This is a genomic window from Glutamicibacter sp. (genome assembly GCF_032154645.1).
Taxonomy (GTDB): Bacteria; Actinomycetota; Actinomycetes; order Actinomycetales; family Micrococcaceae; genus Glutamicibacter.
Genome location: NZ_JALDXV010000001.1, coordinates 231,062 through 255,191, shown reverse-complemented (window position 1 = coordinate 255,191; position 24,130 = coordinate 231,062). Strand labels below are relative to the sequence as shown.

Below are 24,130 nucleotides of genomic sequence, written 5' to 3'. Positions count from 1 at the left end.
ACAACAATGAATACGACTGAGACCACCACCGAACCGGCGATGAGCGCACGGCGCATCTTCATGATTTCCGGATTCGGCACAGCCCTGGAGTTCTACGACTTCACCGTCTATGGGCTTGCCGCCGCGTTGATCTTCCCCAAGCTCTTCTTCCCCGATTTCGATCCGCTGGTCGGCACGATCATCGCCTTCGCTGCCTTCGGCTCCGGGTTCCTCGCCCGGCCGCTCGGCGGCATCGTCTTTGGGCACTTCGGGGACAAGTACTCGCGCCGCACGGTGCTGATCACCACCCTGACGATCATGGGCACCTCCACCTTCCTGATCGGCTGCCTGCCCAGCTATCAGACACTGGGCGTCGCAGCCCCGATCCTGCTGGTGCTGCTGCGCCTGCTGCAGGGCTTCTCCGCCGGCGGCGAATGGGGCGGCGCCTCGCTGACAGGTGTGGAGAACGCGCCCGAAACCCGTCGCGGGCTCTTTGGCAGCTTCACCTCCATGGGCATCGGGCTGGGCAGCCTGATCGGCTCCGGCGTCTTCGCGCTGCTGACCCTGCTGCCCGAAGACGTGCTGTTCTCCTACGGCTGGCGCGTAGCGTTCTGGCTGGGCGGCATCCTGGTGGTTGTCGGCCTCTTTGCCCGCCGCAATATGCCCGAAGAAAAGCCGTCCGCAGACGCGGCCAAGGGCGCCCCGCTGATCGAAGCGCTGCGCAATCATCCCAAGCAGATCCTGCTGGCCATCGGCATTGCCTACGGCTACAACACCATCGCCTACATCGGTTCCATCTTCACGGTGACCTATGCGGAACAGCGCGACTACTCGCCGACCGTGTCCATGCTGCTTCAGGTCATTGGCGCGGCGGTGTTCGTGATCTCCGCACCGGTGATGGGTGCACTGTCCGACCGCTATGGACGCAAGAGGATCATCGGCTGGGGTACTGCCATCTATGCCGTCGTCTTCTTCCTCTTCTTCCCGATGGTGGACGCTCACATCGCCTGGATGGTAGTCCTCGCCTATGCCCTGGTGAACATCTTCATGGCCGCACCGCAGGGCTGCATCCCGGCGTTCCTCTCGGAACAGTTTCCGCGTGAAACCCGCATGTCCGCGATCAGCGCGACCTATCAGACCGGTGCAGCACTGGGCGGCGGCACGGCCGCCACCGCAGCTGCGGCGCTCTTCGCAATGATGGGCGGCAACCCCTTGGGCGTCGGCCTGTACACCGCGTTCGCAGCCATCGTGCTGATCCTCTGCGCCCTCGGCCTGCGCGAAACCTACAAGGTCCACACCCGCGACCTGGGACTCGCAGCCTAGGTTAACCACATAGGCTCATCGCGGTACCACCCATTGTCTCGTGGTACCGCGATGAGCTTTTGTTGTGCGCGCAGAATACCGCTGAGGATGCGCTATACCCGACAATGTCACAGCGGTTGTATCATGCGGACAAATTCATGTGCTGCAGCGGTAACTTTTCGCTGATTTTCGACTTAAATTCGGGGGCCAACGTCATTTTCACTGTAATTTAATCATCTCGATGCACCATACTGCTACCATAATTTCAGCTCACCGCTCTCAGGCACCCTAACCGCAGTATCCGCGAGAAACGTTCCAAGAAAGCACTATCTAGGTGTGCTCAGAACATCTTTACTTGGAAGTACCCGCCCATGAATGCCCCCGGCACAAATCTTGGTCTTCGCACGGAAAAAATCGCCGTCCGCAGCAGTTTTAGCGCCCTGACCAAAAGCCTGTCCCAGATCTTTTTCGCGTCCAATTGGGCCACTGGCTTAGCTTTCCTCCTAGCTTTCGCGATATGTGATCTCATTATGGCCGGGTTTGTCCTGCTGGGAACCCTGGCAGCGGTAGGCACCGCCAAGCTCCTCGGAAATAACAAGGGCCCCATTCGACTTGGGATGCAGGGATACTGTGGTGCACTCGTAGGCGCCTCCGTCTTCATATCTCTTGGTGCAACCCCGGCGGCGGCCTTGGTGACGCTCGTTGGGGCCGCCACGACAATCCCTGTGACAAAGTGGCTCGCTGCCATATTCGAGCTGCCATTCCTGCGTAGGTTCCAGCTGCCCTGCATTACGGCACCGTTTTGCATTGTCTCCAGCGTCATCCTGGTATCGGCGGTTGATCCGAGAACACAGCAAGCTCTTGCTGCGCCGACTACAGATAACTTCACCGAGCTCTTTTTCTACTACGTACTCACTGATATTTCCGAAGTTATTTTTTTGAATGCCGCGGTGTCAGGTCTCATTATCCTTATCGGCCTATTTCTGGCTCACTGGAAATTGGGGATCGCCGCACTGTTGGGCGGAGCTGTCGAATCGAGCATCGCGTACTTCCTGGCCAGCCCGGATGCCGAGATTCAGAATGGCTTGGCGGGTTACAACGGGGTCTTGGTCGCCATCGCACTAGCCACCGTATTCATCACCGGAACGTGGCAGCCGTGGGTTGTCGCCGTCGGTGGGCTGCTGCTGCTCATTCCGATCGACGCACTGATCAGGCAGCTGGGAACCCCCGTGTACACCTGGCCATTTGTCATCACAACCTGGCTGGTCCTGATCATCGTCAACTACATTCCGGTCATTCGCAGAGCAGCCTAGCCCGGCCGGTGATGGCTATTTGATGCGTGTTGAGCGCAGCTCGTCGATGCGCACGAGCACCACGCCGCCCACAATCAACAGGCCGCCAAGCAGCTGCACCGTGCCCGGCAGCTCTCCGAGCAGCAGCCAAGCCCAGAGCACAGCAAACAGCACCTCGGTCAACGAAATGAAGCTTGCGACCTTGGAACCAAGCGCACGGGCGGCCATCACGCCGGTGGTGTAGGAAAAGACCGTGGCGATGAGGATGAGCCCGATCAGCGCCGCCCACCATGGGGTCTCGTGACCGGCGAATGAGCCGGAACCGGTGGAAAACTCCATGGGCAGAATGCCCAAGGCGCCCACCACCAGCATTGCCAGCGCGCCGATGGCCATGCCGCCGGCGGAAAGCATGATCGGGGGCAGCGCCCCGTCGGCCTTCGCGCTGATGAAGAAGTACACCGTCAGGCCCACCGCTGCGCCCAGACCCCACAGCACGCCGATCGGGTCGATGTCCGAGGCTCCGGTCAGGTCCAGCACCGCCACCAGTCCACCCAGCGCCAGCAGCGTACCCAGAATGGTCGCCACGGACGGGCGCTTCTTGTGCCGGATCCACAGCACCAGCACGATCAGCACCGGGGCCAGGTACTCAAGCAGCAGCGCCACACCGACGTCAAGGCGCTGTACCGCAAGGAAATAGCACAGTTGGCAGGCTCCGACTCCGAAGAGCCCGAAGAGCAGGATCGAGAGCCAGTTGGTGCGCAGCAGTGTCCAGCGTCCCCGCATGGCAAGCAGCGCCGGAATGGTCAGCACCAGCGCGGCGCCGGCCATGCGTGCCGTGACGGCGGCCACCGGAGACCAGCCCGCCTCGAACAGTCCTCTGGCGAAGGTTCCCGACAGGCCGAAGGCAGCGGAGGATGCCAGGGCAATCCACACGCCGGCGGCCGAGTTGGAGACCCGCTGGGGTTTGGTGGACAGGGCAGAGGAATCCACGGAGTCCGGGGACTGAGACATAGTGCGGTGCGACCTTTAAAATGCGTGCCGCCGGACAAGAAATCCGGCGGTGATGAATCATATGTTCCAGACGATACGGTTAGGCTGGAATAGCAGTCAATCCGCAAGCTCGTTCAGGACCGAATTATGACATTTGCCCCCGATATCGAAGCCTCGCTCAAGCTGGTCGTGAACCTTCTGAACACCGAGGTGCAGATCGTCGACATGCTCTCCACCGTGGCAGACCTCGACGAATTCTTGGACTCTCAGGACTTCGCCGGGGCACGCGCCCACAACCAGGCCGAGCTGCGTTCCATCCGCCAGCTGCGCTCCCAGCTCAAGAGTATTTGGACCGCCACCGAGGAGGACGCGGTCTTCCGCGTCAACCAGATCCTGCGCACCGCCAATGCCCAGCCGCAGTTGGTGAAGAACGAAAAGCTCGGATACCACCTGCACGCCACCACTACCAGCAACCCGCTCTATGACCGCTTCGCTGTGGATGCCGCCATGGCGCTGGCGGAGGTGATTCGCACCGGTGGTCTGGAACGCCTGCGCATCTGCGCTTCCTCCGACTGCAACAACGCGCTGCTCGACCTGTCGCGCAATCGCTCAAAGCTGTATTGCGATGCCGGCAACTGCGCTAACCGGGAACATGTCCGGGCGTATCGCGCTCGCAAGGCTCACAAGGGCCTGCCCGGTTAATGAGACGGACATTTCACCGCGCCTCTCGCATTTAGAGCCTGTTGAACTCTAAAATAAACAGATAGCCGACAAACCGGGTTGTCGCGTCGAAAGGGCAGGTCATGACCGAAGAAACACACGCATCCGCCGATTACGAGGCACGCCTGGAAGCAGTAGAAACCGGGCCGCTCAAAGCGGCCGGACGCTGGGTCGTGGCACTTGCCTCCGCCACCTTGGGCGACGGCGAATTTGAAGCCAATGAGCCTCAGGTAGTGGTGCACTCACGGGTGGACGACTCGGTGCTGCTGCGCATTCGAACTTCCAGCCTTGAAGAAGCAGAACGCCTCATCGTCCAGATCCGCGAGGATCTTGAAACCATGAGCGCAGAAGAGTTCAAGGACGAGTGGGAAGCCGCGGGCGACAAGCGCTAAACGGCATCCAAGGGAAACTGCCCGGCCAGCTGGCCGGGCAGATTTTTCGTTAACGCTGTTGTTTGGTTCTCCTGGTTGCTTCCGCGGCAATGCTCGCACCCAGCGCAAGGAATGAGATCCCCACCAGAATCACACCCCAAGGGTCGGGGATGCGCTGATTCCAGGCAAGATACATCGAAGCGAAAAAGACGATCGCAAGTAGTCCGACGGATGCTCGATTTGCTGGTTTCATGCGCCTACCGTTCCACCAGCACGCCGTCGATGTCCGCGTAGACCATGGCTCCGGGGCGGATCGCTACATCCCCGATGGTGATGACCTCGTCGACCACACCGTGCCCGCGCTTCACCGTCTTGCGCGGATTGCTGCCCATGGCCTTGACGCCCAGGGCGAGCTCGGCCAGGGCGGCCCTGTCCCGCACCGCCCCGTAGATCAGTACCCCGGCCCAGCCGTTGGCCTCCGCATTGGCGGCGATCATGTCCCCCATCAGTGCATAGCGCAGGGATCCGCCGCCGTCGACCACCAGCACCGCGCCGTTGCCCGGGAAGCTCAGCGTCTCCTTGATCAGCCCGTTGTCTTCATGGCATTTGATGGTCCTCGCGGGCCCATGGAATGCGAGCCGTCCGCCGAAATCCTGGAACTGAATGGAGATGGATTGGAATTGTTCCCCATACTCGTCGTAAAGGTCTGCGGTGCTGATCGGATCCTGCTGCATGCTGCCTCCTGCACGAAAGTTATGGCCTTTCCTATAGCTCAGCCTAATTGATCGGCGGGCAAATACGGCGACGGCTCGGGCCGCTGCAGCAAAGCAGCACCCCGGGCCGTCGTTTCTGCGCTCGGTGTTTAGAGCGCGAGTTCTTCCTGGTATTCATGTTCATCCAGTGCGCCGAGGCGTGAATGGCGGCGGCCGTACATGAAGTAGATGCCGATGCCTACGAGCATCCAGATGCCGAAGACTACCCAGGTGATGACCGCAAGGTTCAGCATCAGGTACAGGCAGGCGGCGATGCCCAGGATGGGAACCACCGGGTACAGCGGCACGCGGAATGAACGCGGCGCCTCGGGCTGGGTCTTGCGCAGGTACATCACCGAGACGCTGACCAGCGCGAAGGCGAACAGTGTGCCGATGCTGGTGGCCTCGGCCAGCTGGCCCAGCGGAATCAGCGCAGCGGTCACGGCGACGACCAGGCCGGTGACCAGGGTGCCGGCGCGCGGGGTCATGGTCTTGGGAGAGACCCGGCCGAAAATGCCCGGCATCAGCCCGTCACGGGACATGGAGAACAGGATGCGGGTCTGGCCGTAGAGCACCGTGAGCACCACCGAGATGATCGCGATGACCGCCGAGACGGCGAAGATCAGCACCAGCCAGCGCTGGCCGGTGATCTCGGAAACGATCTGCACCAGGGCCGCCTCCGTGCCGGAGAACCATTCCCAGTCGCGGGCTCCCACCGCGGCCACCGCAACCAGCACATACAGTGCGGTCACCAGGGCCATGGCGATCATGATGGCGCGCGGCAGGTCGCGCTGCGGGTTCTTGGCTTCCTCGCCGGCGGTGGAGGCCGCATCGAAACCGATGTAGGAGAAGAACACCATGGAGGCTGCGCCGCTGACACCCGCAATGCCCATTGGCATCAGCGGTTCAAAGTTGCCCGAATCGAAGGCGGTGAAGGCAACGATCACGAAGAAGATCAGGATGGCGATCTTGATCAGCACCATGATGGTGTTCGCGGTGGCCGATTCCTTGGCGCCGCGCAGCAGCAGGGCGGTGGCAAGCACCACTACCAGCAGGGCCGGGAGGTTGATGATGCCGCCCTCGGCTGGCCCGTTGGCCAGCGCGTCAGGCAGCGACAGGCCGAAAATCTGCAGGGTCTCATTGACGTACGCACCGGCGCCCACCGCCACCGCGGCGGCGGAGACCGCGTATTCCAGGACCAGACACCAGCCGCAGATCCAGGCGATGCCTTCGCCCAGGGTTGCATAGGAGTAGGAGTAGCTGGATCCAGAGACCGGAACCATGCCTGCCATTTCGGCATAGGACACCGCGCACAGCAGCGCGGTGATACCGGCGATCACGAAGGCAAGCCAGGTGGCAGGCCCCGCCATCGGCACCGCCTCGCCCAGGATCACCAAGATGCCGGTGCCCAGGGTGGCGCCCACGGAGATCATCACCAGCTGCACCACGCCCAGGGAGCGTTTGAGGTGGCCCCCGGAGTTGGATTCTGCGTCGCGCGACATCGCTGCAATTGATTTGCGGCGCATCAGCTGACGCCCCAATGGGGTTTCAACCGGTGCTGCGCCTCTACTGGTACTACTCACGTGTTTCCTTAGGTTGTGCTGCGTGCAGGCGTCCTTGCCTGCACTATCCCACACATGACAAAGCGCCGGAACTCTCCTTGAAGTCGGACAGTCCCAGCGCGATGCAATGCCTGGTCAATTTTTTATAATCAGTCTTCGAACTTCTTGTCTGGGTTGGCCGAGGATCGGTTCACGCCGGTTCCCTTGCCTAGCTCTGGATCATTGTCCTTTGACGCCATGGTCAAAACGGAGATCACCAGCAGGCAGACGATGAACGCGATGCCGAAACATGCAAGCCCGATGTCCAACCGGATCGGATTGCGCGATCCACCGGTTGAGCTGATCATGCCGACGAATCCGGCGACGATCGCCATGACCAGGGAGAAGCTCAGTGGGCCCTTGATGGATTGGCTCCACGGCTGCTTCTTTTTCGGGTTGTTTCCCACCGAAAGCTCCGTTTCTACTTTTTCTGAAGACATCAGTTTTAGTTGCTCCCCTCGGCCGGCTGGTCGTTCGGACCATCGACCTCAGGGTCGGCTTCCGCTGACGAAGCCTTCATTTCGTGGCGGTGTCCAAACCCTGCGATGAGGGAGAAGACCGCTAGGACGATAGCGCCGCCGCCGATGATGCCGAACATCGCGTGCGCGTCCATCTGGTAGCCGACGACGGCCGCCACGGCAATGACCAGGGAGACGACGCCGGTGACCAGTTGGTTGCGGAATGGCGGGAACTGCCGGCGCAGCGTGATGAAAACGTAGAGCTCGGCAATGCCGCCGGCGAGGAAGCCGAAGGCCGCCATGAACCCTACCCACATCGGGGTGCTGACAAAGAGTGTTGCAATGCCTGCGATGAGCATCAGCCCTGCGCCCAGTGCGTAGGCTCCGCGGGACTTCTCAGGGGCGCTGTCGACGGTGACGTACTGCCACATGAACACGCCGGTAAGCACCAGGAACGCCGCGGTTGAATAGGCCAGGACCTTGGTATCTGCACCAATCCAGAAGATCGAGATCAGCGCGTAGATCAGCGCTGTTCCGCCGCGCAGCAGAACTGGGCGGACGACATCTTGGGCTTGGGCTGGGGTGGTTTTTGGTGCTGGCACGCTTTCCATTCTACCGGCCATAGAACTATCTGCCACTTCGGCCGGGCTTAATCACATTGCGCCGCAAACCTCCTAGACAGTGCGCCGGCGGATGAGGTCGGGGGTCAGGTCCTTGATGCTGGCTGCACCCATCAGCTGCATATTCACCTCGATCTCCTTGGCGAGCAGCTCGATGGCGCGCGATACGCCCTGCTCGCCTCCGGCCATCAGACCGTAGAGATAGGCGCGGCCAATCAGCACGAAGTCGGCGCCGGCGCAGAGGGAGGCAACGATATCTGCTCCCGACATGATGCCCGAGTCCATGATGATTTCCATCTTCGGTCCGACCTCTGCACGGACCTCGCTCAGCGCCTCAAAGGCGATCGGCGCACGGTCCAGCTGGCGTCCTCCGTGGTTTGAAACCACCAGTCCGTCGGCCCCTGCAGCCTTGGCCTTGGCTGCGTCTTCGGTGGTGAGCACGCCCTTGACGAAGAGCTTGCCCTTCCACAGCTCCCGGATCCATTTCAGGTCGTCGAAGTCCAGTGAGGAGTCGAACATCGAGTTGATGATCGTCGGCAGGTCGGCGGCGGTGTCGGAGAGGGAGGCGAACTTCAGTGAGTCGGTGGTCAGGAAGTTGAACCACCACTCGGGGCGGTAGGAGGCATCCACCACGGTCTTCAGCGTCAGCTCCGGCGGGATCTTCATGCCGTTGCGGGTATCTCGCAGGCGCTGGCCGGCCACTGGGGTGTCGACCGTGACCAGCAGGGTGTCATAGCCCGCCGCCGCGGCACGCTGCACCAGTGCCTTGGACTTCTCGCGGTCCTTCCACAGGTACAGCTGGAACCACTTGCGGCCCTGCGGCGCCGCCTGCGCCACCTCCTCGATGGAACGCGTGCCCATGGTGGACAGGCTGAAGGGAATCTCCGCCTTCGCGGCGGCCTTGGACCCGCCGATTTCCCCCTCGGAGTGCATGAAGCGTGTGAATCCCGTCGGTGCAATGCCAAAGGGCAACGCGGATTCCCCACCGGCGATGGTGGTCGAAAGGTCCGACTGCGCGGTACCGTGCAGAATCCTCGGCAGCAGCTGCACCGAGTCGAAGACTTCACGGGCACGGGTGGCGGTGATCTCGCGGCCTGCAGCGCCGTCGACGTAGTCAAAGGCCGAGGTAGGGGTGCGGCGCTTGGCGATCTTGCGCAGGTCCCAAACATCGGCGGCGCGTTCGAGTCGGGCGGCTCTGCGGTCGAAGGAAGGAACCTTGAACCTCATCAGGCTGACCAATTCGTTCAGGTCCGGCATTTGACGTTTGAGGTTACCCATTAATGACACCTTCGAGTTCGTGGTTCGTCGTTGTTCCCTTTTCACCCTAATTGCAGGTGTTTCAGATCATGACCACAGCGCACCGGAGAAACTTTAATATTTGGGCTCCTCACGCCCGGCTCTTAGACGGCAAAGGCTGTCCCACAGCATCGTGCGAGACAGCCTTTGAAAATTGCCAGTCAATCTACCCGTGCTGGAACCAGGTGGTCTTCAACCCCACATAATTGTCCAGTGCGTGGGCCGACAGGTCCCGACCAAATCCCGATTGCTTGAAACCGCCGAACGGCGTGGTCAGACCCAACGCATCCACGGTATTCACCGACACGGTGCCTGCCACCAGCCGCGAAGCCACACGGTGCGCGCGGGATAGGTTCGATGTCCACAGCGAAGCCGCTAGACCGTATTCGGTGTTGTTGGCCAGTGCGATGGCTTCCTCTTCGGTGTCGAACACGCTGACGGTGGCCACCGGGCCGAAGATCTCGGTTCGGTGCAGCGGGTGTTCGGCCGGCAGATCGGCGATGATGGTCGGTTCGATATAGGCGTCCGAACCGTTGATATTCAGTCGCTGCCCGCCGGCCACGATCTGACCATCGCCGCGGGCGCCCTCAATGGCACGTTGAACATCCTCGGCGTGCTCGCGGCTCACCAAGGCTCCTGCACCCTGGTGGTCCTGATCCAGTGGATCACCCGGCAGATAATCGGCACTGTGGCGAGCGAAGGCTTCGAGGAAGCGTTCATACACCCCGCGCTGCACTAGCACCCTCGAGTTCGCCGAGCAGACCTCGCCCTGATTGTAGAAGGCACCGAAGGCCGCCTTCGCGGCGGCGGTCTCCAGGTCTTCCACATCGTCGAAGACTAGGTTGGCGCTCTTGCCGCCAGCTTCCAGGCTCAAGCGTTTCATGTTTGACTTGCCCGAGCATTCAAGCAGGCGCTTGGCTACGGCGGTGGAGCCGGTAAAGGCCAGGGCGTCAACATCCATGTGCAGGGCCAGTCCTTCGCCGACCACGCGGCCCGAACCCGGCACCACGTTCAGCACCCCGGCTGGGATGCCAGCCTTCAGGGCCAGGTCGCCGAGCAGAAGCGCCGACAGGGTGGACTGCGCCGCAGGTTTGAGGATCACGCTGTTTCCGGCTGCCAGCGCCGGAGCCAGCTTCCACGCGGCGATTTCCAGCGGGTAGTTCCACGGGGTGATAACCGCCACCACGCCCAGCGGCTCCCTGGTGACCATGGCGGTGGAACCGGGTGGTGTGGCGGGCACCTCGTCGGTGATCTTGTCCACCAGTTCGGCGTACCAGCGGAAGGTCTCCACACTGCCCGGAGCGTCCACCACAGTGGACTGTGCGATGGGCTTGCCCATGTCGAGGCTGTCCAGCAACGCTAAAAGGTCGCTGTGCTCCTCCATCAGATCCGCCAGGTGCAGCAGCGCTTGCTTACGTGCGACGGCGCCGATGCGGCTCCAGCTTCCTTCGTTGAAGACACGGCGGGCGGCGGCCACCGCCTGTTCAACATCCTGTGCAGTGCAGCTGGCGATGTCTGCCAGGTGGCTACCGTCGATCGGCGAGTAACTGGCGAATGTCGCGTTGTCCGAGGCGTTTTTGCGTTCACCGTTGATGATCGCGCGTCCGTCTATAGGCAGTTCCTGCGCCAGCTGTCGCCAGGAGCGCTCGGCAAGTTGGTTGGTCATTCTCTTCTCCAATTTTCAGCTCAGTGAGTGGTTCCGGTCAGCGATGCCAGGGACAGGGCGGCATCCAGCTGCTCGGTGGTGAGCAGCCCGCGTTCGGCGATGAGCGCGGCGATGCTCTTGGAATCGCGCAGCGCCTCCTTGGCCAGCGCCGTAGATTTGGCATAGCCCAGCAGCGGAGTCAACGCCGTAATGGTGCTCAGCGTTTCCTCCATGCGGCGCGCCAGCAGTGGTTCGTTGGCGCTGATACCCTCAACGCAGCGGGTGCGCAGCAGCTGGCAGGCAGAGCCCAGCCACTGGATCGATTCAAGCAGCGCATCGACCATGACCGGCTCGAAGGCGTTCAGCTGTAGTTGGCCCGCCTCCGCCGCCATGGTCACCGTGGTGTCCGCCCCGGCAATGCGGAAGGCCACCTGGTTCACCATTTCAGGGATTACCGGGTTGACCTTGCCCGGCATGATCGATGAGCCGGCCTGCACAGCCGGCAGGTGGATCTCGCCGAAGCCCGCCTGCGGGCCGGAGGACAGCAGGCGAAGGTCGTTGCAGATCTTCGACAGCTTCATGGCAGCGCGCTTGATAACCCCGGAGAGCAGCATGAATACCCCGGTGTCGCTGGTGGCTTCCACTAGATTGACCGCAGGGACGACGGGGATCCCGGAGATCTTGGCCAGCTCGAGAACCACCTGGGCGCGGTATGCGCGGGTGGCAGTGATGCCGGTGCCGATCGCCGTGGCACCGAGGTTGACCTCGCGCAGGTGCAGCAGCAGTTCCAGAATCCGATCACGGTCCTCCCGCAGGGTTTCGGCGAAGGCGCCGAATTCCTGGCCAAGGGTCATCGGCACCGCGTCCTGCAGCTGGGTGCGGCCGATCTTCACTATCGATGCGAACTGGTGCGCCTTGGCGGCGAAGGCCTGGGCCAGCCGCTCATGCTCGTCGCACAGGAGCAGCAGCTCCTGGTGAAGGGCCAGCTTAGCCGCGGTCGGGTAGGTGTCGTTGGTGCTCTGAGAACGATTCACGTCGTCGATGGGATCCAGCTGCGCATAATCGCCCTTGGCAAAGCCCAGCAGCTCCAGGCCGCGGTTGGCGATGACCTCGTTGACGTTCATGTTCGTGCTGGTCCCGGCCCCGCCCTGGATGCGGTCCACCACAAAGTGCTCATCCAGCTCCCCGCTCATGACCTCTGCGGCCGCGCGGCCGATGACCGCCGCCCGCTCCGGGGCCACCAGGCCCTGGGCCGCATTGGTGCGTGCAGCGGCCGCCTTGACCGCGCCGAAAGCCCAGATCAGCTGGCGCAGGCTGCCCACCGGGCGGCCAGAGACGGGAAAGTTCTCCACCGCTCGCAGGGTACTCACGCCCCAGTAGGAGTCGGCAGGCACCTCCAGCGTCCCGAGCGAATCGGTTTCGCTGCGCACCGCGGCGGCGGGGGTGGTCAGTGTGCTCATGGGTTTACTCCGGCAAGGTAGTCAAGGGCGGTGGCGGCCAGGGCAGCGGCGCCGTCGTGGATTGCCTGGTTGGCGGCAGGTCCCACGCAGCGCGCTTCGAAGGCAGGCTGGTGGTTGGACACCGGGTAGCAGTTCAGTCCGATGTACGGGTGGATGGCCGGTACCACCTGGGACACATTACCCATGTCGGTGGAGGCCCGGTTCATCGTTGCGTGTTCGGCCGGGGCGTCGAAGTTACGGCCCAGCGCGATGGCGTGGCTCCGGTAGATCTCCAGCGCCCTGTGCTCGGTGCGGAACTCAGAATAGGGCTCGGATTCCGGGGTGACGGCAAGCTTTGCGCCGGTGGCGTGGGCCCCTGCTTCAAAGCAGCGGCGCACCTTCTGATCCAGCCTTTCCAATTCCTCCAGGTTCTCGGCGCGCACATACCATCGCCCCTCGGTTTTCCCCGGGATGGCGTTGGGCGCCTGACCCCCGTTGGTCTGGATGCCGTGCACGCGCGTGCCCGCCGGCAGCTGCTGACGCAGCAGCCCCAGCGCCACCTGGGCCACGATGAACGCATCGTTGGCGTTGACGCCCTGCTCCGGGTAGGCGGCCGCATGGGCCGAATGACCCCGATACTCGATGTGGTGGTGGGCCACCGCGTAGGGGTTTGCCTCCGCGGAGTCCACCGGACCTGGGTGGGCCATCATCGCCAGGTCGAGGCCGGCGAACGCGCCGCGCTTGAGCATCTCGATCTTGCCGCCCCCTCCTTCCTCGGCAGGAGTACCGTAGAGTTCCACGCTCAGCCCCGCGGCATCGGCCACCTCGGCCAGAGCCAAGGCTGCACCCACCGAGGTGGCGGAGATGATGTTGTGACCGCAGGCATGGCCCAGTCCGGGAAGTGCATCATATTCGGCCATGAGCCCCACGCGCTTGGCCCCCGTTCCGTAGACCGCGCGGATCGCCGTGGGGAAGCCGAGGTAGCCGCGTTCCACAGTGAATCCTGAGCATTCCAACAGCTGAGCGGTCCATTCGGCGGCCCGGTGCTCGTCCCAACCGAGTTCCGGATTGGCATGCAGTAGTTCGGAGAAGGAAACCAATTCGTCAAGGCGCTGGGCAACCACCGTTGCCGCCTGCCGGTGCAGGGCCGGCAGGTGCGTCAGTTCGTTAGCGTGCATCGCCGGGCACCCCATAGCCTTCGGAGGTTGCGGGATCCAGCGCGCGCACCACATAGGCGTCGCGCTGCGGCATCCAAATCTCCAGCACCCGGGCCAGTTCATTGATCGGATCCTCGTGCCAGTCCACGCGCAGGTCGGAGTCGCGCCAACCGTGCCCGGAGACCACTGCCAGCCCCGCAGAATGCACCGGCCCCGCTTCGCCGCCGGCGTCGACGCCGGCCTGCAATGCCGCCAGCAGCTTGACTTCCAGCGCGCCCTTCGCCGCCGCGAACCCGTCGGCCACCGCCTGCGGCACGCCCTCGTTAGCCAGCATGTTGCCGGCCGCGATGCAGTGCTCCGCGGCGCCTGCCCCGTGAATTCCCAGGGTTTGGGCTCCGTGGAAGACGGCTGTATTGGACTGCGCATCCAGCACGGTGATCTGTCGGAAGGCGGCGTCCGGGTAGTCCACGAGCGCCGCATCCAGCGCCTGCTGGGCGTCGGCCCCGGATTCCATCAAATCCAGGATGCGGGTGCCTAGGCGAGGATCGGTGATGTTCTGCGAGCTGACTGCTCCCACCGCGTCGCGCAGGTGGGTGCAACGCGCCGCGACGGCCGGGGAAGATGAAGAGACAGCCAGGCCAAAGCGGCCGTTGCCGTCGGTTCCAATCACGCTGAAGGTCATGAGAACTTACTCCTAGAAAGTTGGTCAGCTACTGTGAGATCACGGCGGTGGCGTCGATTTCGACAAGCCATTCCGGGCGAGCCAAGGCCTGCACCACGATGCCGGTGGATACCGGGAAGACGCCCTTGAGCCATTTGCCCATGGTGCGGTACACGGTCTCGCGGTAGCGCGGGTCGATGATGTAGACGGTGACTTTGACGATGTCCTCCAGGCTGGAGCCTGCCTCCTTGAGCAGCATGTCGATGTTTGCCATGGCCTTTTCGGTCTGTGCCTCGACGTCCCCGATGCCTACCGACTCGCGGGTGTCCAGGTCCTGGCCGATCTGGCCGCGCAGGTAGACCACGCCGTTGGCAACGACCGCCTGGCAGAGGTCATTGTCCAGGTTCTGCTCCGGGTAGGTTTCCTTGGTGTTAAAGGTGCGGATGCGGGTGTGCTTCATGTCTTGGTGTCCTTCGAGATCTGTGGGGTGCGATTAGCTGGCTGCTGCTGAAGAGAGCTGCGCGCTGCTCGTGATCGGCGGGTGGGCTGCGTAGCCGCGCTGGATCATGATCTGGTCGGCAATGTACCGGGCATCGTGCCAGACACCCCAGATGAAGCTGGAACCGCGGCGCGACTGCCATGGCAGGCCCAGGAAGTAGACGCCGGGCTCCTCGGAGACCCCCTTCTGGTGCTTGGGGCGCCCCCGCTCGTCAAAGGTGTCTGCCTCCAACCAGCCGTAGTCCACCGAGAATCCGGTAGCCCAGATGATGGTTGTCACCCCGGCTGCTTCAAGGTCGAGTTCCAGTAACGGGTTGGCGATGCACTCAGGCAGCTCCCCCAGTTCGCGGGCTTCTGGCTCCAGTGGGAAGTCCAGGCCGTTGGCCTCGATATAGGCATCCGCCTCGTCGAGCACCGAGAGGTAGTTCGCATCTCCGCGGGCCACATTGTTCGCCAGATCAGCGTCGAAGCCCAGCACGCCGTCCTTGTAGCTGGAGGCACGGCCGACCAATGTGATGCCGTTGTGGGCTAGGGTGCGGAAATTCACCGTGTGTCCCCCCTTCGCCCCTGAGACCGCGATAGTGACGTGCTCGGCGCCCTGCGGCGGAGCCGACATCTCCCACTTGTTCAGCACGCCGAGCCACCAGACGAAATCCTGGCCGCGGTAGCGCCGTGGCGGGCGGTCATGCGGTCCCACCGCAAGGTAGACCTGGCGTCCGGAACCTCGCAGCTCGTCGGCGATCTGCACTCCAGAGGAGCCTGCCCCCACGACCAGCACGTTGCCTTCCGGCAGCTGCTTCGGGTTGTGGTAGGAACTTGAGTGGATCTGCTGCACGGCAGCAGTATCGGGAACAATTTGCGGTATGACCGGCTTCTGGAAGGGTCCGGTTGCCGCGACGACGTAGTTCGCCTCGATGGTTCCCTCGCTGGTTTCCACGGTGAAGCCCGGACGGCTCACATTGCGGGTGACCTTGGTGACCTCAACTCCGGTGCGAACCGGTGCTTCCAGCTTGGCGACGTATTCCTCGAAGTAGTCGGCAACCTGATCCTTGCTGGCGAATTCCTCGTCGGCGACGCTGCTGAATTCAAGGCTCGGGAAACGATCATGCCATGCCGGGCCGTTGGCCACCAGAGAATCCCAGCGGCCGGTGCGCCAGCGTTCGGCGATGCGGTCGCGTTCGAGCACCAGATGCTTGATGCCGCGGTCCCCCAAGTGCTCGCTCATTGCGATGCCTGCCTGTCCGGCCCCGACCACTAACACCTCGGTTTTGATATTTTCCATGCTCTTTCTCCGTCCGGTTTCTTCCGCTTCAGCGGTTCATTAGTTCTAGAATTGCCGATACCAATCACATCTGTAAAGAAGTTCTTTGAGGTTCATTGCATCTAAAAAACAGATGAAAGGATCATCTGCCCGGAACGCGCAGTCTGATGTCGAACCGATGTCATTGGTGCTGGATTTCTGCGCTAAATGCTCGCGTCGGCATAATATTCGATCACCCCCCTCCTACATCTGCGCGTCAAGAGTATTCAGAGAGCGACTGACCGAACGTTCAAAATAAAAGCCTGCGGGTCAGCTTCAGAAAGAAGCTGACCCGCAGGCAAGAACCAATAGATCTCCAGAATTCAGATTCGCCCGGCAACAAACGCCGCGGGCTTAAGAGAAATCTCCATTTCAGCAAACACGGGTCGCAGCGCCGCTGGCGCTTCCGGCGCCTGGGCAGGACGCGCCGAGAGTACCCGAACCACCACGGCGGCAAGGAATACCAGAAGCAGTTCATACCCGACCAACCCCAGCATCTGCAGCATATGACCCGATGCCGAGGCGGCCTGGGGTTCGGCTCCATGGCTATGCCTACCGGCGGCATAGTGAGCGGTAATCAATCCCATATGCAGCAGGGCTCCTGCAGCGCTCATCAAAAGCAGCGTCATGCTTTGACTCTTGACCTGATGCCGGCTGAATATTGCATGACCCGCGCAGCCAAGGCAAAGCAGCCCGCTGATCAGCATCACCACGGCCATAGCCCCAGAAGATTCGGCTGCCAGCCAGATGTGCGCGGCACTGGAGATCAGCGCCATCATGGGCAGGGCCCAGCGAGCGGCCAGAGCGATTCCGACGCTACTCATGCCTGAACCTCGGGAACTGCCCTCTGAACTTCATCATCTGCCTTGGCGGCGAGCCGCTCTAAACCCTGATCGAGGATCTGGCCACTGCGCACGCGGCGGCCTCGGATATAGCCGACCACGCCAAGCGCGAGGATGACGGCAAGTGTTCCGAGCGCGAAGAACTCGAATTCGCCCTGGGTAACGCCCCAGGTATCTTCAAAGCTATATTCGACCCCGAAGACGTATTCCAGGGTTCCCGGGAAGACCGCCACCCACGACCCCAGGACAATCCAGCCGAAACAGATTCCGCCCAGAATCTTGAATCCGGCGTTCGATACTGGAACTCGGAAGGGGCGCGGTACGTCCGGGAATTTGGTGCGCAGACGCACCACAGCTGGAATGGCAATCAGGTAGCTGAGCAAGAAGGTTGAGATGGAAATCGTCAACACCACCCCGAAGATGGATCCGTTGGAGCCGCTGAGCTGCATCGCCACGAGCATGAAGACAGTAGCCACAACGCCGGAGAGCGTATTGACTCGCATCGGGGTTCCCAACGTCGGGTGGAAGCGGCCGAAGAAACCGCCGAAGAACGAACCATCTGCCGCCGCCATCGCCTGCATGCGGTCGGAGATGATCATCCAGGCACCGCCTTGCGAAACCAAAACGAAGCAGAACACTATCGCGGCAATGGCAAGCATGACCGGGGCGGCAGAACCGAAGATCGAGAAGACCTGCTCAACGGCACCGAACAATCCGCCGATACCGGTGATCTGGTCCAATGGCACGACCAGCAGGATTGCCAGAACCGGAAGCAAGTAGCTGCCAGCGGCCAGCAGAGAGGTGCGGGCAATGGATACGGGAACATCCTTGGCCGGGTTCTTCATTTCACCTGCAGCACTGTTTCCGGATTCAAATCCGAGGAAGGAGAATAACAGCAGCGGGGTCAGTCCGAGGAAGCCTCCCAGGCTAGGAGTGAAGTCCCCCAGCGTCAGTCCGTTGAATCCATGCATGAACCCATAGATCATGGTGACCGCGAGGAAGAAGATCAGGAAGCCCAGTTTACAGATGGCACCCAGAGATGGGAGCCATTTGCCATGCTTCAGGCTGATAATCGCCGAGGATACCGTAATCCAGATAAACCCGAGCTTGAAGATGTAGTCCCACACCGAACCAGCCTCGATCGGGCTGACGTAGGCCGACCAAGTTTCAACGGCCACGAAGGCCATGGCTCCGCCTACCCACACGGGCTGCGTCACCCAAGTCAGCAATGCCGCAATAGCCGCAGTAACGCGCCCAAAGGCCATGCGGGTCCACACATAAACGCCGCCTTCTTCGGTAAATGCACCTCCCGTTTCAGCGAAGATCAAGCCATAGGGGATCATGAAGGTCAGCGCCAGAACAAAAGTCCATGTAAAGGTCTCGGCGCCGAAGCCCGAGACCTCCCCCAGGACCTCGATGGAAACCACAGCTGCCACGACTAGCAGCAGGATATCCATCCGCCCCAGACTTTTCTGTAAGTGTTTCGTTTGCTCTTTGGCAAACTGCGTTGAGGATACCTCTCGCACGACTACTCCCTCGCCTTGTCCATTTAACGCCACGTCCTCGTGTTTTCAGGAGCCCGGCTTTTCTGCATTTTCCTAGGATGATCGCGGGCAGGAAGTCCAACACTTATTGCAGAGGCAATCTACCTCGATACTGCTGGTGCTCCCCGTCACACTAAATAAGACTAAGGGCGCACTAGTATCGAGTAAATAAATATAAATTGATAGTATTCAACGATTTTGCAGATGCAGAAATCTGTGAATCAAACCAACCCAAGAGGCATCAACCCCCGCCAACCACTCCAATCGCACCCCTAAATGGGCGCCACAACTAGGCACAACACTTCGCACTGGCGGTCCCGACAGGGATCGCCATCTAACATGAAGTTTGCCGAAAGGGCGAAGTTCTCCACGATTGCCGACCGCAGTGCGGCGCCCCTCGTTTGGTGTGGCCAAATTTTTCTCCGGCACGCCCTTTACTAAGGGCTGCAACTTCTGCCACAATCAAACTATTATTTTTGAACAAGCGTTCCATCAAAGATTGTGAGAGACCCCAATGACACTTCAAACATCGGCAACAGCAGTGGGCACGTCCCACCCCCTGGAACAGATCACCTCCGAAGAAATCGTTCGTGCGCGCCAGCTGCTTGATAGTGCCGGTCTGGTTTCCAAGAACACTCGCTTTGCCTATCTGGGCCTGCTAGATCCACTGAAGAAGGATCTCTACTCTGCGACTCTGGTTGAGATCGAACGCAAGGTGCGTGTCATGCTCTATGACCCGACGATCCCGAAGTCATTGGATATCACCTTGTCCCTGACCTCTGGAGCCATCGAATCGCAGGAAGTCATCAACCCGAAAACCGACGGGCAGGTTCCCGTTCTGCTCGAAGAGTTTGAAATCGTCGAGGAGATCCTCGCCAAGGATGAAGGCTGGATCAAGGCGTTGGAAAGCCGCGGACTGTCTACCGATCAGGTTCGCGTGGCACCGCTGTCTGCCGGTGTCTTCGACTACGAAAATGAAGAAGGCAAGCGCCTGCTGCGCGGCCTGGGCTTCGTCCAGTACAGTCCTGAGGATCACGCTTGGGCGCACCCTATCGACCGCCTCGTAGCATTCGTCGACTTAGAAAAGCGCCGCGTCGATCGCCTGATCGACGACGGCCCGGTCGCGATTCCGGATGTCAATGGCAACTACACCGATCCAGCGGTCCACGGCGAACTGCGTACAGACATCAAGCCGATTGAAATCACTCAGCCAGAAGGTGCCAGCTTCACCGTTGACGGCAACCACCTCTCTTGGCTCGGCTGGGACCTGCGCATTGGCTTCGACGCCCGCGAAGGTCTGGTCCTCTACCAAATCCACCACACCTCGGGCGGCACGCGCCGTTCGCTGATCCACCGCGCATCCATCTCGGAAATGGTGGTCCCCTACGGTGACCCCGCCCCATACCGCAACTGGCAGAACTACTTCGACACAGGCGAATACTTGGTAGGCCGTGACGCGAACTCACTGAAGCTCGGATGCGATTGCCTCGGCGAAATCTACTACATGTCCCCAGTGGTTGCCGACGACTTCGGCAACCCACGAGTCATCGAAAACGGCATCTGCATTCACGAAGAAGACACCGGCATTGCGTGGAAGCACACCGACGAGTGGGCCAACTCCAACGAGGTCCGCCGCAACCGCCGACTGGTGGTTTCCTTCTTCACCACCGTAGGCAACTACGACTATGGCTTCTATTGGTACCTGTACCTAGACGGCACCATCGAATTCGAGGCCAAGGCCACCGGAATCGTTTTCACTGCGGCGCTGCCGTACAAGGGCTATGAATACGCCTCGGAGGTCGCACCTGGCCTGGCGGCGCCCTACCATCAGCACCTGTTCGGTGCGCGCCTGGACATGATGATCGACGGTGAGACCAACTCGGTCGAAGAGCTGGACATCGTGCGACTGCCGAAGTCCACCACCAACCCGCTGGGCAACGCCTTTACCCAAAGCCGCAAGCTTTTGAAGACCGAGCGCGAAGGCGTCCGTGACGCAAATGCTGCCACCGGTCGGCTGTGGCACGTCAGCAACCCAAATTCGCTGAATCAGCTGGGCACCCCGGTGGGCTACACGCTATACCCACAGAACCAGCCAACCCTAGCGATGGCCGATGATTCATCAATTGCCGCCCGTGCCGCCTTCACCCGTCACGATCTGTGGGTCACCCGCTTTGCCGAAGGCGAGCTGTATGCCGCGGGCGATCTGGTTAACCGCAACCCCGGCGGGGCTGGCCTACCGGCCTTCGTCACGGCGGACCGCAACATCGACGGCGAAGACATCGTACTCTGGCACTCCTTTGGCCTAACCCACTTCCCTCGCCCCGAAGACTTCCCGATCATGCCTGTTGACGTGGTGGGCTTCGCACTGCGTCCGCACGGCTTCTTCGATGAGAACCCAATCCTGAACCTTCCTTCGTCAGCCGCTTCGCACTGCTCCGCCGAAAAACCTTCCGGTGAGCATCACTGCGGCTAGCAGCGGCCCCGTGAAAAGATAGTTTGGTGGTGGGTATCTACAGGTACCCACCACCAAACTCATGTCGCCCCATTATTCGGCCCTCACAGCGGAAAGCTTCAGAACCTATGCCACGACTGGTTGACCACGAAGAACGACGCGTTGCCATCATCGAAACCACCTGGAATATCATCGCAACCAAGGGTATCGAGAACGCTACGATGCGGGACATTTCTGCAGAGTGCGGCTACGCCACCCCCGGGATCATCGCTCACTATTTCGCTAACAAGCGTGAACTGCTGGTGGCGGCCTACGAACTGATCTGCCGGCGTACCAATGAACGTATCGATCAAGCGCTGGAAAGCCGCAGCAGCCTCGAAGCACTGTTGGCGATGTGTCTGGAAATCATTCCCGCCGAAGAATTGACGGTCCTAGAAGCTAAGGTCGCCGTTGCATTCTGGCAACGTGCCCAAACCGATGAACAACTTCGGCGAATTGGCGCTTCGGCGCTTGACCGCTGGAATCGGCAGATCATCCAGTGCCTAGCAGAAGCTAAATCTGCAGGAGAAGTTTCTTCCAGTCTTTCTGTCGACAGCTGCTGCAGTGAGTTGATCAATGTCATGGTTGGTCTGCACATCACCTCGATGCTTGAGCCCCACAGCCTTACGGCTTCGAACCAACGCCATCTTATTAAGCGAATCATTGACTCGTGGCGAATCCGATTCTGAACGGCTAATGCTGCATCGGCATCTGTGACTGCTCGGCAACCTGCGCATGTACCGCCGCGGCTACCGCCCGCATGCGTCCGGTAGGACGCTGCGATCCCAAATAAGCAAGCACCGTCTGTAGCTCTGGAACTTTGTCTGCGATCTCTACGATCGCTACACTGCTGCCATCGTAGGTATAAGGATGCGCTGGTCGCTGATGCAAAATGGCGTACCCGTGATCATGGGCAACGAAGGTGCGTACCGTTTCATAGCTCGCCGACTGGAAGCGGATCTTGGGTTCAATACCGGCATTGGTCAAAATTGACAGCATTAGCTCACGGCTATGCGGCATATTCAGCAGAATGAAAGGATCAGCCGCCAGCTGTTGCAGCTCCACGCTTTTCTCCCTGGCCAAGCGGTGACTTGGGGGCAGCGCGAGGTATGGGCGCGATGTTCTCACGGAGCTGGTAGCGATATTTTCCGACAAACCAAGGTCGTAGCACAGTGCCAAATCCACTCGTCCTTCACCCAAGGCTTGTGCGCAACCCTCCGCATCAGCTTCCAATACCTCCAAGGTCAGGTCAGGATGCTCAGCCTTGAGTCGATTGACAAGGTCAGGGATGTGGAAGGGCGCCAGCGTCGAGAAACACGCTAATCGAACCAGCCCTGACAAGCTCGTCTGATCTCCACGCGCATTTTCAACAATTTCTTCTAAATGAGCCAAGACCGAATTGGCATCTTTAAGGAACAGCTCGCCAGACTGGGTCAGAAGAAGGCCCTTGGACCGTTGACGGATAAAAAGCTGGGATCCTATTTGCTTCTCCAGCTGCGCCACAGCACTCGAAACCGCCGACTGGGCGACATTGAGCCGCTCGGCGGCTGCAGTCATCGATAAACGCGAGGCGGCTTCGCTGAAATAGCGCAACTGTGTCAGGGTGATGTCCATGATCAGATTATAGGTTTACATCTTTTCGGTTGATGCAATTACTAAGATTCATCTTGAAATCAGTTTTATGGTTGACGGACCGTTCGAGAACACAACTGGACTAGACGCCTAATCGCATCCACGCGGTGCGGCGGGCGCGCAGGTAAAGGGTCAGTCCACGCATGGCCATGTAGCCAAGGGCGAAGGACACCCAGATCCACAGCAGCGAAGTCTGCGGATCGTGCGTGAACTCCTGCACCGCCCACAGCATCGGCGCATAGACGGCGAGGTTCAGCACGCTCACCAGGCCCAGGTAGCGGGCATCTCCTGCACCGATGAGCACGCCATCAAGAACGAAGACCAATCCACACAACGGCTGGGACAGCGCAAGTATCCACAGCCCCGAGGTGGTCAGGGCCCTAATCTGCTCGTCGGTAGTGAAGATCATCGGGAAGACCCAGGCGGTGGCCAGCAGGAACAGCCCGGTGGCAATGCCGAAGTAGACACCCCAACGGTTCATGATTGCGGTGAGTTTTCGAACCTGCTCTGCATCCCCCTTGCCCAGTTCCTTGCCGATCATTGCCTGAGCGGCAATGGCCAGCGCATCCAGCGCAAAGGCAAGGAAGGAGAAGATCGTGAAGACCAGCTGGTGCGCCGCCAAGGTCAGTTCGCCTGCATTGGTTGCCACCACGACTGTCAGCAGCAACGCTGCACGCATGCTCAGGTTGCGCAGCATCAGCCAAGACCCGACCTGCCCGGTGGAGATAAACCCTGACCAGCTCGGTGCGATCGACACGTGCTGTTTAACGATCCGCGGCAGGATCAACCACAGGTACACGAGGGCCATGATCCACTGGGCGATCGACGTACCCAACGCCGCGCCGGCGACCGACATATTCAGCCCGTACACGAGCGCAAAATTCAGTACGATGTTCAAACCGAAGCCTGCGGTGGCAACTACGAGCGGCGTCTTGGTATCGTGCATGCCGCGCAGCACGCCGGTGGCTGCAAGCACCAGCAGCATGGCAGTCAAGCCGGGCAGCGAGTAGTGGATGTAGTCCACGGCGAACCTTGCGGTGTCGCCTTCACCGCCCATGGCAGCCACCAGCGACTCTGCGGTGAAATAGCCCAGAACGGTCAAAACAATGCCCAACACGACGGCGAACCACATGCCGTCGCGCCCTGCAGCCATGGCCTTGCCCGGTTGGCCAGCGCCCAAGGCTCGGGCTACCGCAGGGGTGGTGGCATAGGCCAAGAAAATCATCAGGCCCACCGCGGTCTGCAGCACCGTGGTGCCCAGCGCGGCACCTGCCAGTTCGGCGACTCCCAGGTGCCCGACGATCGCCGAATCGGCGATCAGGAAGAGCGGTTCGGCAATCAATGAGCCCAGCGCCGGGATGGCCAGGGCAAGGATTTGGCGTGGGATACTGCGGGTAGATGCGGCGGGCGTTGATGAAGTCACGCAGTTAACTCTACGAAGCTGGAAAGTCGAACACCATTTCATCTCGCTGGATGGGATCCAACCTCATGGATGTTCAGCGATCGACTCTTCCACGCCTGCGGTTCAGCAACTAGGATC

At 61.0% G+C, this 24,130-nt stretch carries 23 protein-coding genes; 6 read left to right on the top strand and 17 right to left on the bottom strand.

What is annotated here, in order from left to right; all coding sequences use genetic code 11:
- The first annotated feature begins 6 nt into the window (after positions 1-6).
- Entirely contained in the window at positions 7-1,302 is a 1,296-nt protein-coding gene (locus RUH64_RS01165; RefSeq protein WP_313810669.1) for an MFS transporter, read from the top strand.
- Positions 1,303-1,652: 350 nt separating this feature from the next.
- A complete protein-coding gene (locus tag RUH64_RS01160; RefSeq protein ID WP_313810667.1) occupies positions 1,653-2,594 on the top strand; it encodes an urea transporter in 942 nt (313 codons plus the stop codon).
- Between the two features lie 15 nt (positions 2,595-2,609).
- Here RUH64_RS01160 and RUH64_RS01155 read toward each other — a convergent pair whose 3' ends face one another.
- Positions 2,610-3,584 (bottom strand): EamA family transporter, encoded by a 975-nt coding sequence (locus tag RUH64_RS01155; protein ID WP_313810665.1) that lies wholly within the window; start codon positions 3,582-3,584, stop codon positions 2,610-2,612.
- Between the two features lie 126 nt (positions 3,585-3,710).
- Here RUH64_RS01155 and RUH64_RS01150 point away from each other — a divergent pair, with 126 nt between their 5' ends.
- Together RUH64_RS01150 and RUH64_RS01145 are read left to right on the top strand one after the other, a co-directional pair.
- Positions 3,711-4,265 carry a CGNR zinc finger domain-containing protein gene (locus tag RUH64_RS01150; protein WP_313810663.1) on the top strand — a complete coding sequence of 185 codons (555 nt, stop codon included), beginning with the start codon at positions 3,711-3,713 and terminating at the stop codon, positions 4,263-4,265.
- Positions 4,266-4,366: 101 nt separating this feature from the next.
- The gene (locus tag RUH64_RS01145) at positions 4,367-4,675 is read left to right on the top strand and encodes a hypothetical protein (protein ID WP_313810662.1); all 309 of its coding nucleotides are present in this window, start codon (positions 4,367-4,369) and stop codon (positions 4,673-4,675) included.
- Positions 4,676-4,724: 49 nt separating this feature from the next.
- Here RUH64_RS01145 and RUH64_RS01140 read toward each other — a convergent pair whose 3' ends face one another.
- The 14 genes from RUH64_RS01140 to RUH64_RS01075 all read right to left on the bottom strand — a co-directional run bounded on the left by RUH64_RS01140 (position 4,725) and on the right by RUH64_RS01075 (position 18,380).
- On the bottom strand, positions 4,725-4,907 hold the full coding sequence (locus RUH64_RS01140) for a hypothetical protein (RefSeq protein ID WP_313810661.1): 183 nt from the start codon (positions 4,905-4,907) through the stop codon (positions 4,725-4,727).
- Positions 4,908-4,911: 4 nt separating this feature from the next.
- Positions 4,912-5,388 (bottom strand): ribonuclease E activity regulator RraA, encoded by a 477-nt coding sequence (gene rraA / locus RUH64_RS01135; protein WP_313810660.1) that lies wholly within the window; start codon positions 5,386-5,388, stop codon positions 4,912-4,914.
- A 128-nt stretch (positions 5,389-5,516) separates the two neighbouring features.
- On the bottom strand, positions 5,517-6,932 hold the full coding sequence (locus tag RUH64_RS01130; RefSeq protein ID WP_313810876.1) for an amino acid permease: 1,416 nt from the start codon (positions 6,930-6,932) through the stop codon (positions 5,517-5,519).
- Between the two features lie 185 nt (positions 6,933-7,117).
- Positions 7,118-7,447 (bottom strand): hypothetical protein, encoded by a 330-nt coding sequence (locus RUH64_RS01125; RefSeq protein ID WP_313810659.1) that lies wholly within the window; start codon positions 7,445-7,447, stop codon positions 7,118-7,120.
- Between the two features lie 5 nt (positions 7,448-7,452).
- Positions 7,453-8,067, bottom strand: coding sequence for a DUF308 domain-containing protein (locus RUH64_RS01120; protein WP_313810658.1), 615 nt, complete (start codon positions 8,065-8,067; stop codon positions 7,453-7,455).
- Positions 8,068-8,139: 72 nt separating this feature from the next.
- Positions 8,140-9,363: an alpha-hydroxy acid oxidase gene (locus tag RUH64_RS01115; protein WP_313810657.1), complete on the bottom strand. Its 1,224-nt coding sequence runs from the start codon at positions 9,361-9,363 to the stop codon at positions 8,140-8,142.
- 184 nt (positions 9,364-9,547) lie between these two features.
- Positions 9,548-11,047, bottom strand: coding sequence for an aldehyde dehydrogenase family protein (locus RUH64_RS01110; RefSeq protein WP_313810656.1), 1,500 nt, complete (start codon positions 11,045-11,047; stop codon positions 9,548-9,550).
- A gap of 20 nt (positions 11,048-11,067) precedes the next feature.
- Entirely contained in the window at positions 11,068-12,486 is a 1,419-nt protein-coding gene (locus RUH64_RS01105) for an aspartate ammonia-lyase (protein ID WP_313810654.1), read from the bottom strand.
- Complete coding sequence (locus RUH64_RS01100; RefSeq protein ID WP_313810653.1) at positions 12,483-13,643, bottom strand: M20 family metallopeptidase; 1,161 nt, start codon at positions 13,641-13,643, stop codon at positions 12,483-12,485. The genes RUH64_RS01105 and RUH64_RS01100 overlap by 4 nt, the downstream gene beginning before the upstream one ends.
- Entirely contained in the window at positions 13,633-14,304 is a 672-nt protein-coding gene (locus tag RUH64_RS01095) for a DUF1028 domain-containing protein (protein WP_313810652.1), read from the bottom strand. The genes RUH64_RS01100 and RUH64_RS01095 overlap by 11 nt, the downstream gene beginning before the upstream one ends.
- A 28-nt stretch (positions 14,305-14,332) precedes the next feature.
- The gene (locus tag RUH64_RS01090) at positions 14,333-14,743 is read right to left on the bottom strand and encodes a RidA family protein (protein ID WP_313810650.1); all 411 of its coding nucleotides are present in this window, start codon (positions 14,741-14,743) and stop codon (positions 14,333-14,335) included.
- A gap of 33 nt (positions 14,744-14,776) precedes the next feature.
- Positions 14,777-16,063: an NAD(P)/FAD-dependent oxidoreductase gene (locus RUH64_RS01085; RefSeq protein ID WP_313810649.1), complete on the bottom strand. Its 1,287-nt coding sequence runs from the start codon at positions 16,061-16,063 to the stop codon at positions 14,777-14,779.
- 341 nt (positions 16,064-16,404) lie between these two features.
- Complete coding sequence (locus tag RUH64_RS01080) at positions 16,405-16,905, bottom strand: hypothetical protein (RefSeq protein ID WP_313810648.1); 501 nt, start codon at positions 16,903-16,905, stop codon at positions 16,405-16,407.
- On the bottom strand, positions 16,902-18,380 hold the full coding sequence (locus RUH64_RS01075) for an APC family permease (protein ID WP_313810647.1): 1,479 nt from the start codon (positions 18,378-18,380) through the stop codon (positions 16,902-16,904). The genes RUH64_RS01080 and RUH64_RS01075 overlap by 4 nt, the downstream gene beginning before the upstream one ends.
- Positions 18,381-18,981: 601 nt before the next feature.
- On the opposite strand from RUH64_RS01075, the gene RUH64_RS01070 reads away from it, so the two are divergent.
- Both RUH64_RS01070 and RUH64_RS01065 read left to right on the top strand, forming a co-directional pair.
- Positions 18,982-20,940 carry a primary-amine oxidase gene (locus RUH64_RS01070; RefSeq protein ID WP_313810645.1) on the top strand — a complete coding sequence of 653 codons (1,959 nt, stop codon included), beginning with the start codon at positions 18,982-18,984 and terminating at the stop codon, positions 20,938-20,940.
- 29 nt (positions 20,941-20,969) lie between these two features.
- Positions 20,970-21,647, top strand: coding sequence for a TetR/AcrR family transcriptional regulator (locus RUH64_RS01065; RefSeq protein WP_313810644.1), 678 nt, complete (start codon positions 20,970-20,972; stop codon positions 21,645-21,647).
- A 4-nt stretch (positions 21,648-21,651) separates the two neighbouring features.
- Here RUH64_RS01065 and RUH64_RS01060 read toward each other — a convergent pair whose 3' ends face one another.
- Together RUH64_RS01060 and RUH64_RS01055 are read right to left on the bottom strand one after the other, a co-directional pair.
- Positions 21,652-22,572, bottom strand: a complete 921-nt coding sequence (locus tag RUH64_RS01060; RefSeq protein WP_313810642.1) for a LysR family transcriptional regulator — start codon at positions 22,570-22,572, stop codon at positions 21,652-21,654.
- 100 nt (positions 22,573-22,672) lie between these two features.
- Positions 22,673-24,055, bottom strand: a complete 1,383-nt coding sequence (locus RUH64_RS01055) for an MATE family efflux transporter (RefSeq protein ID WP_396275965.1) — start codon at positions 24,053-24,055, stop codon at positions 22,673-22,675.
- Between the last annotated feature and the right edge of the window lie 75 nt (positions 24,056-24,130).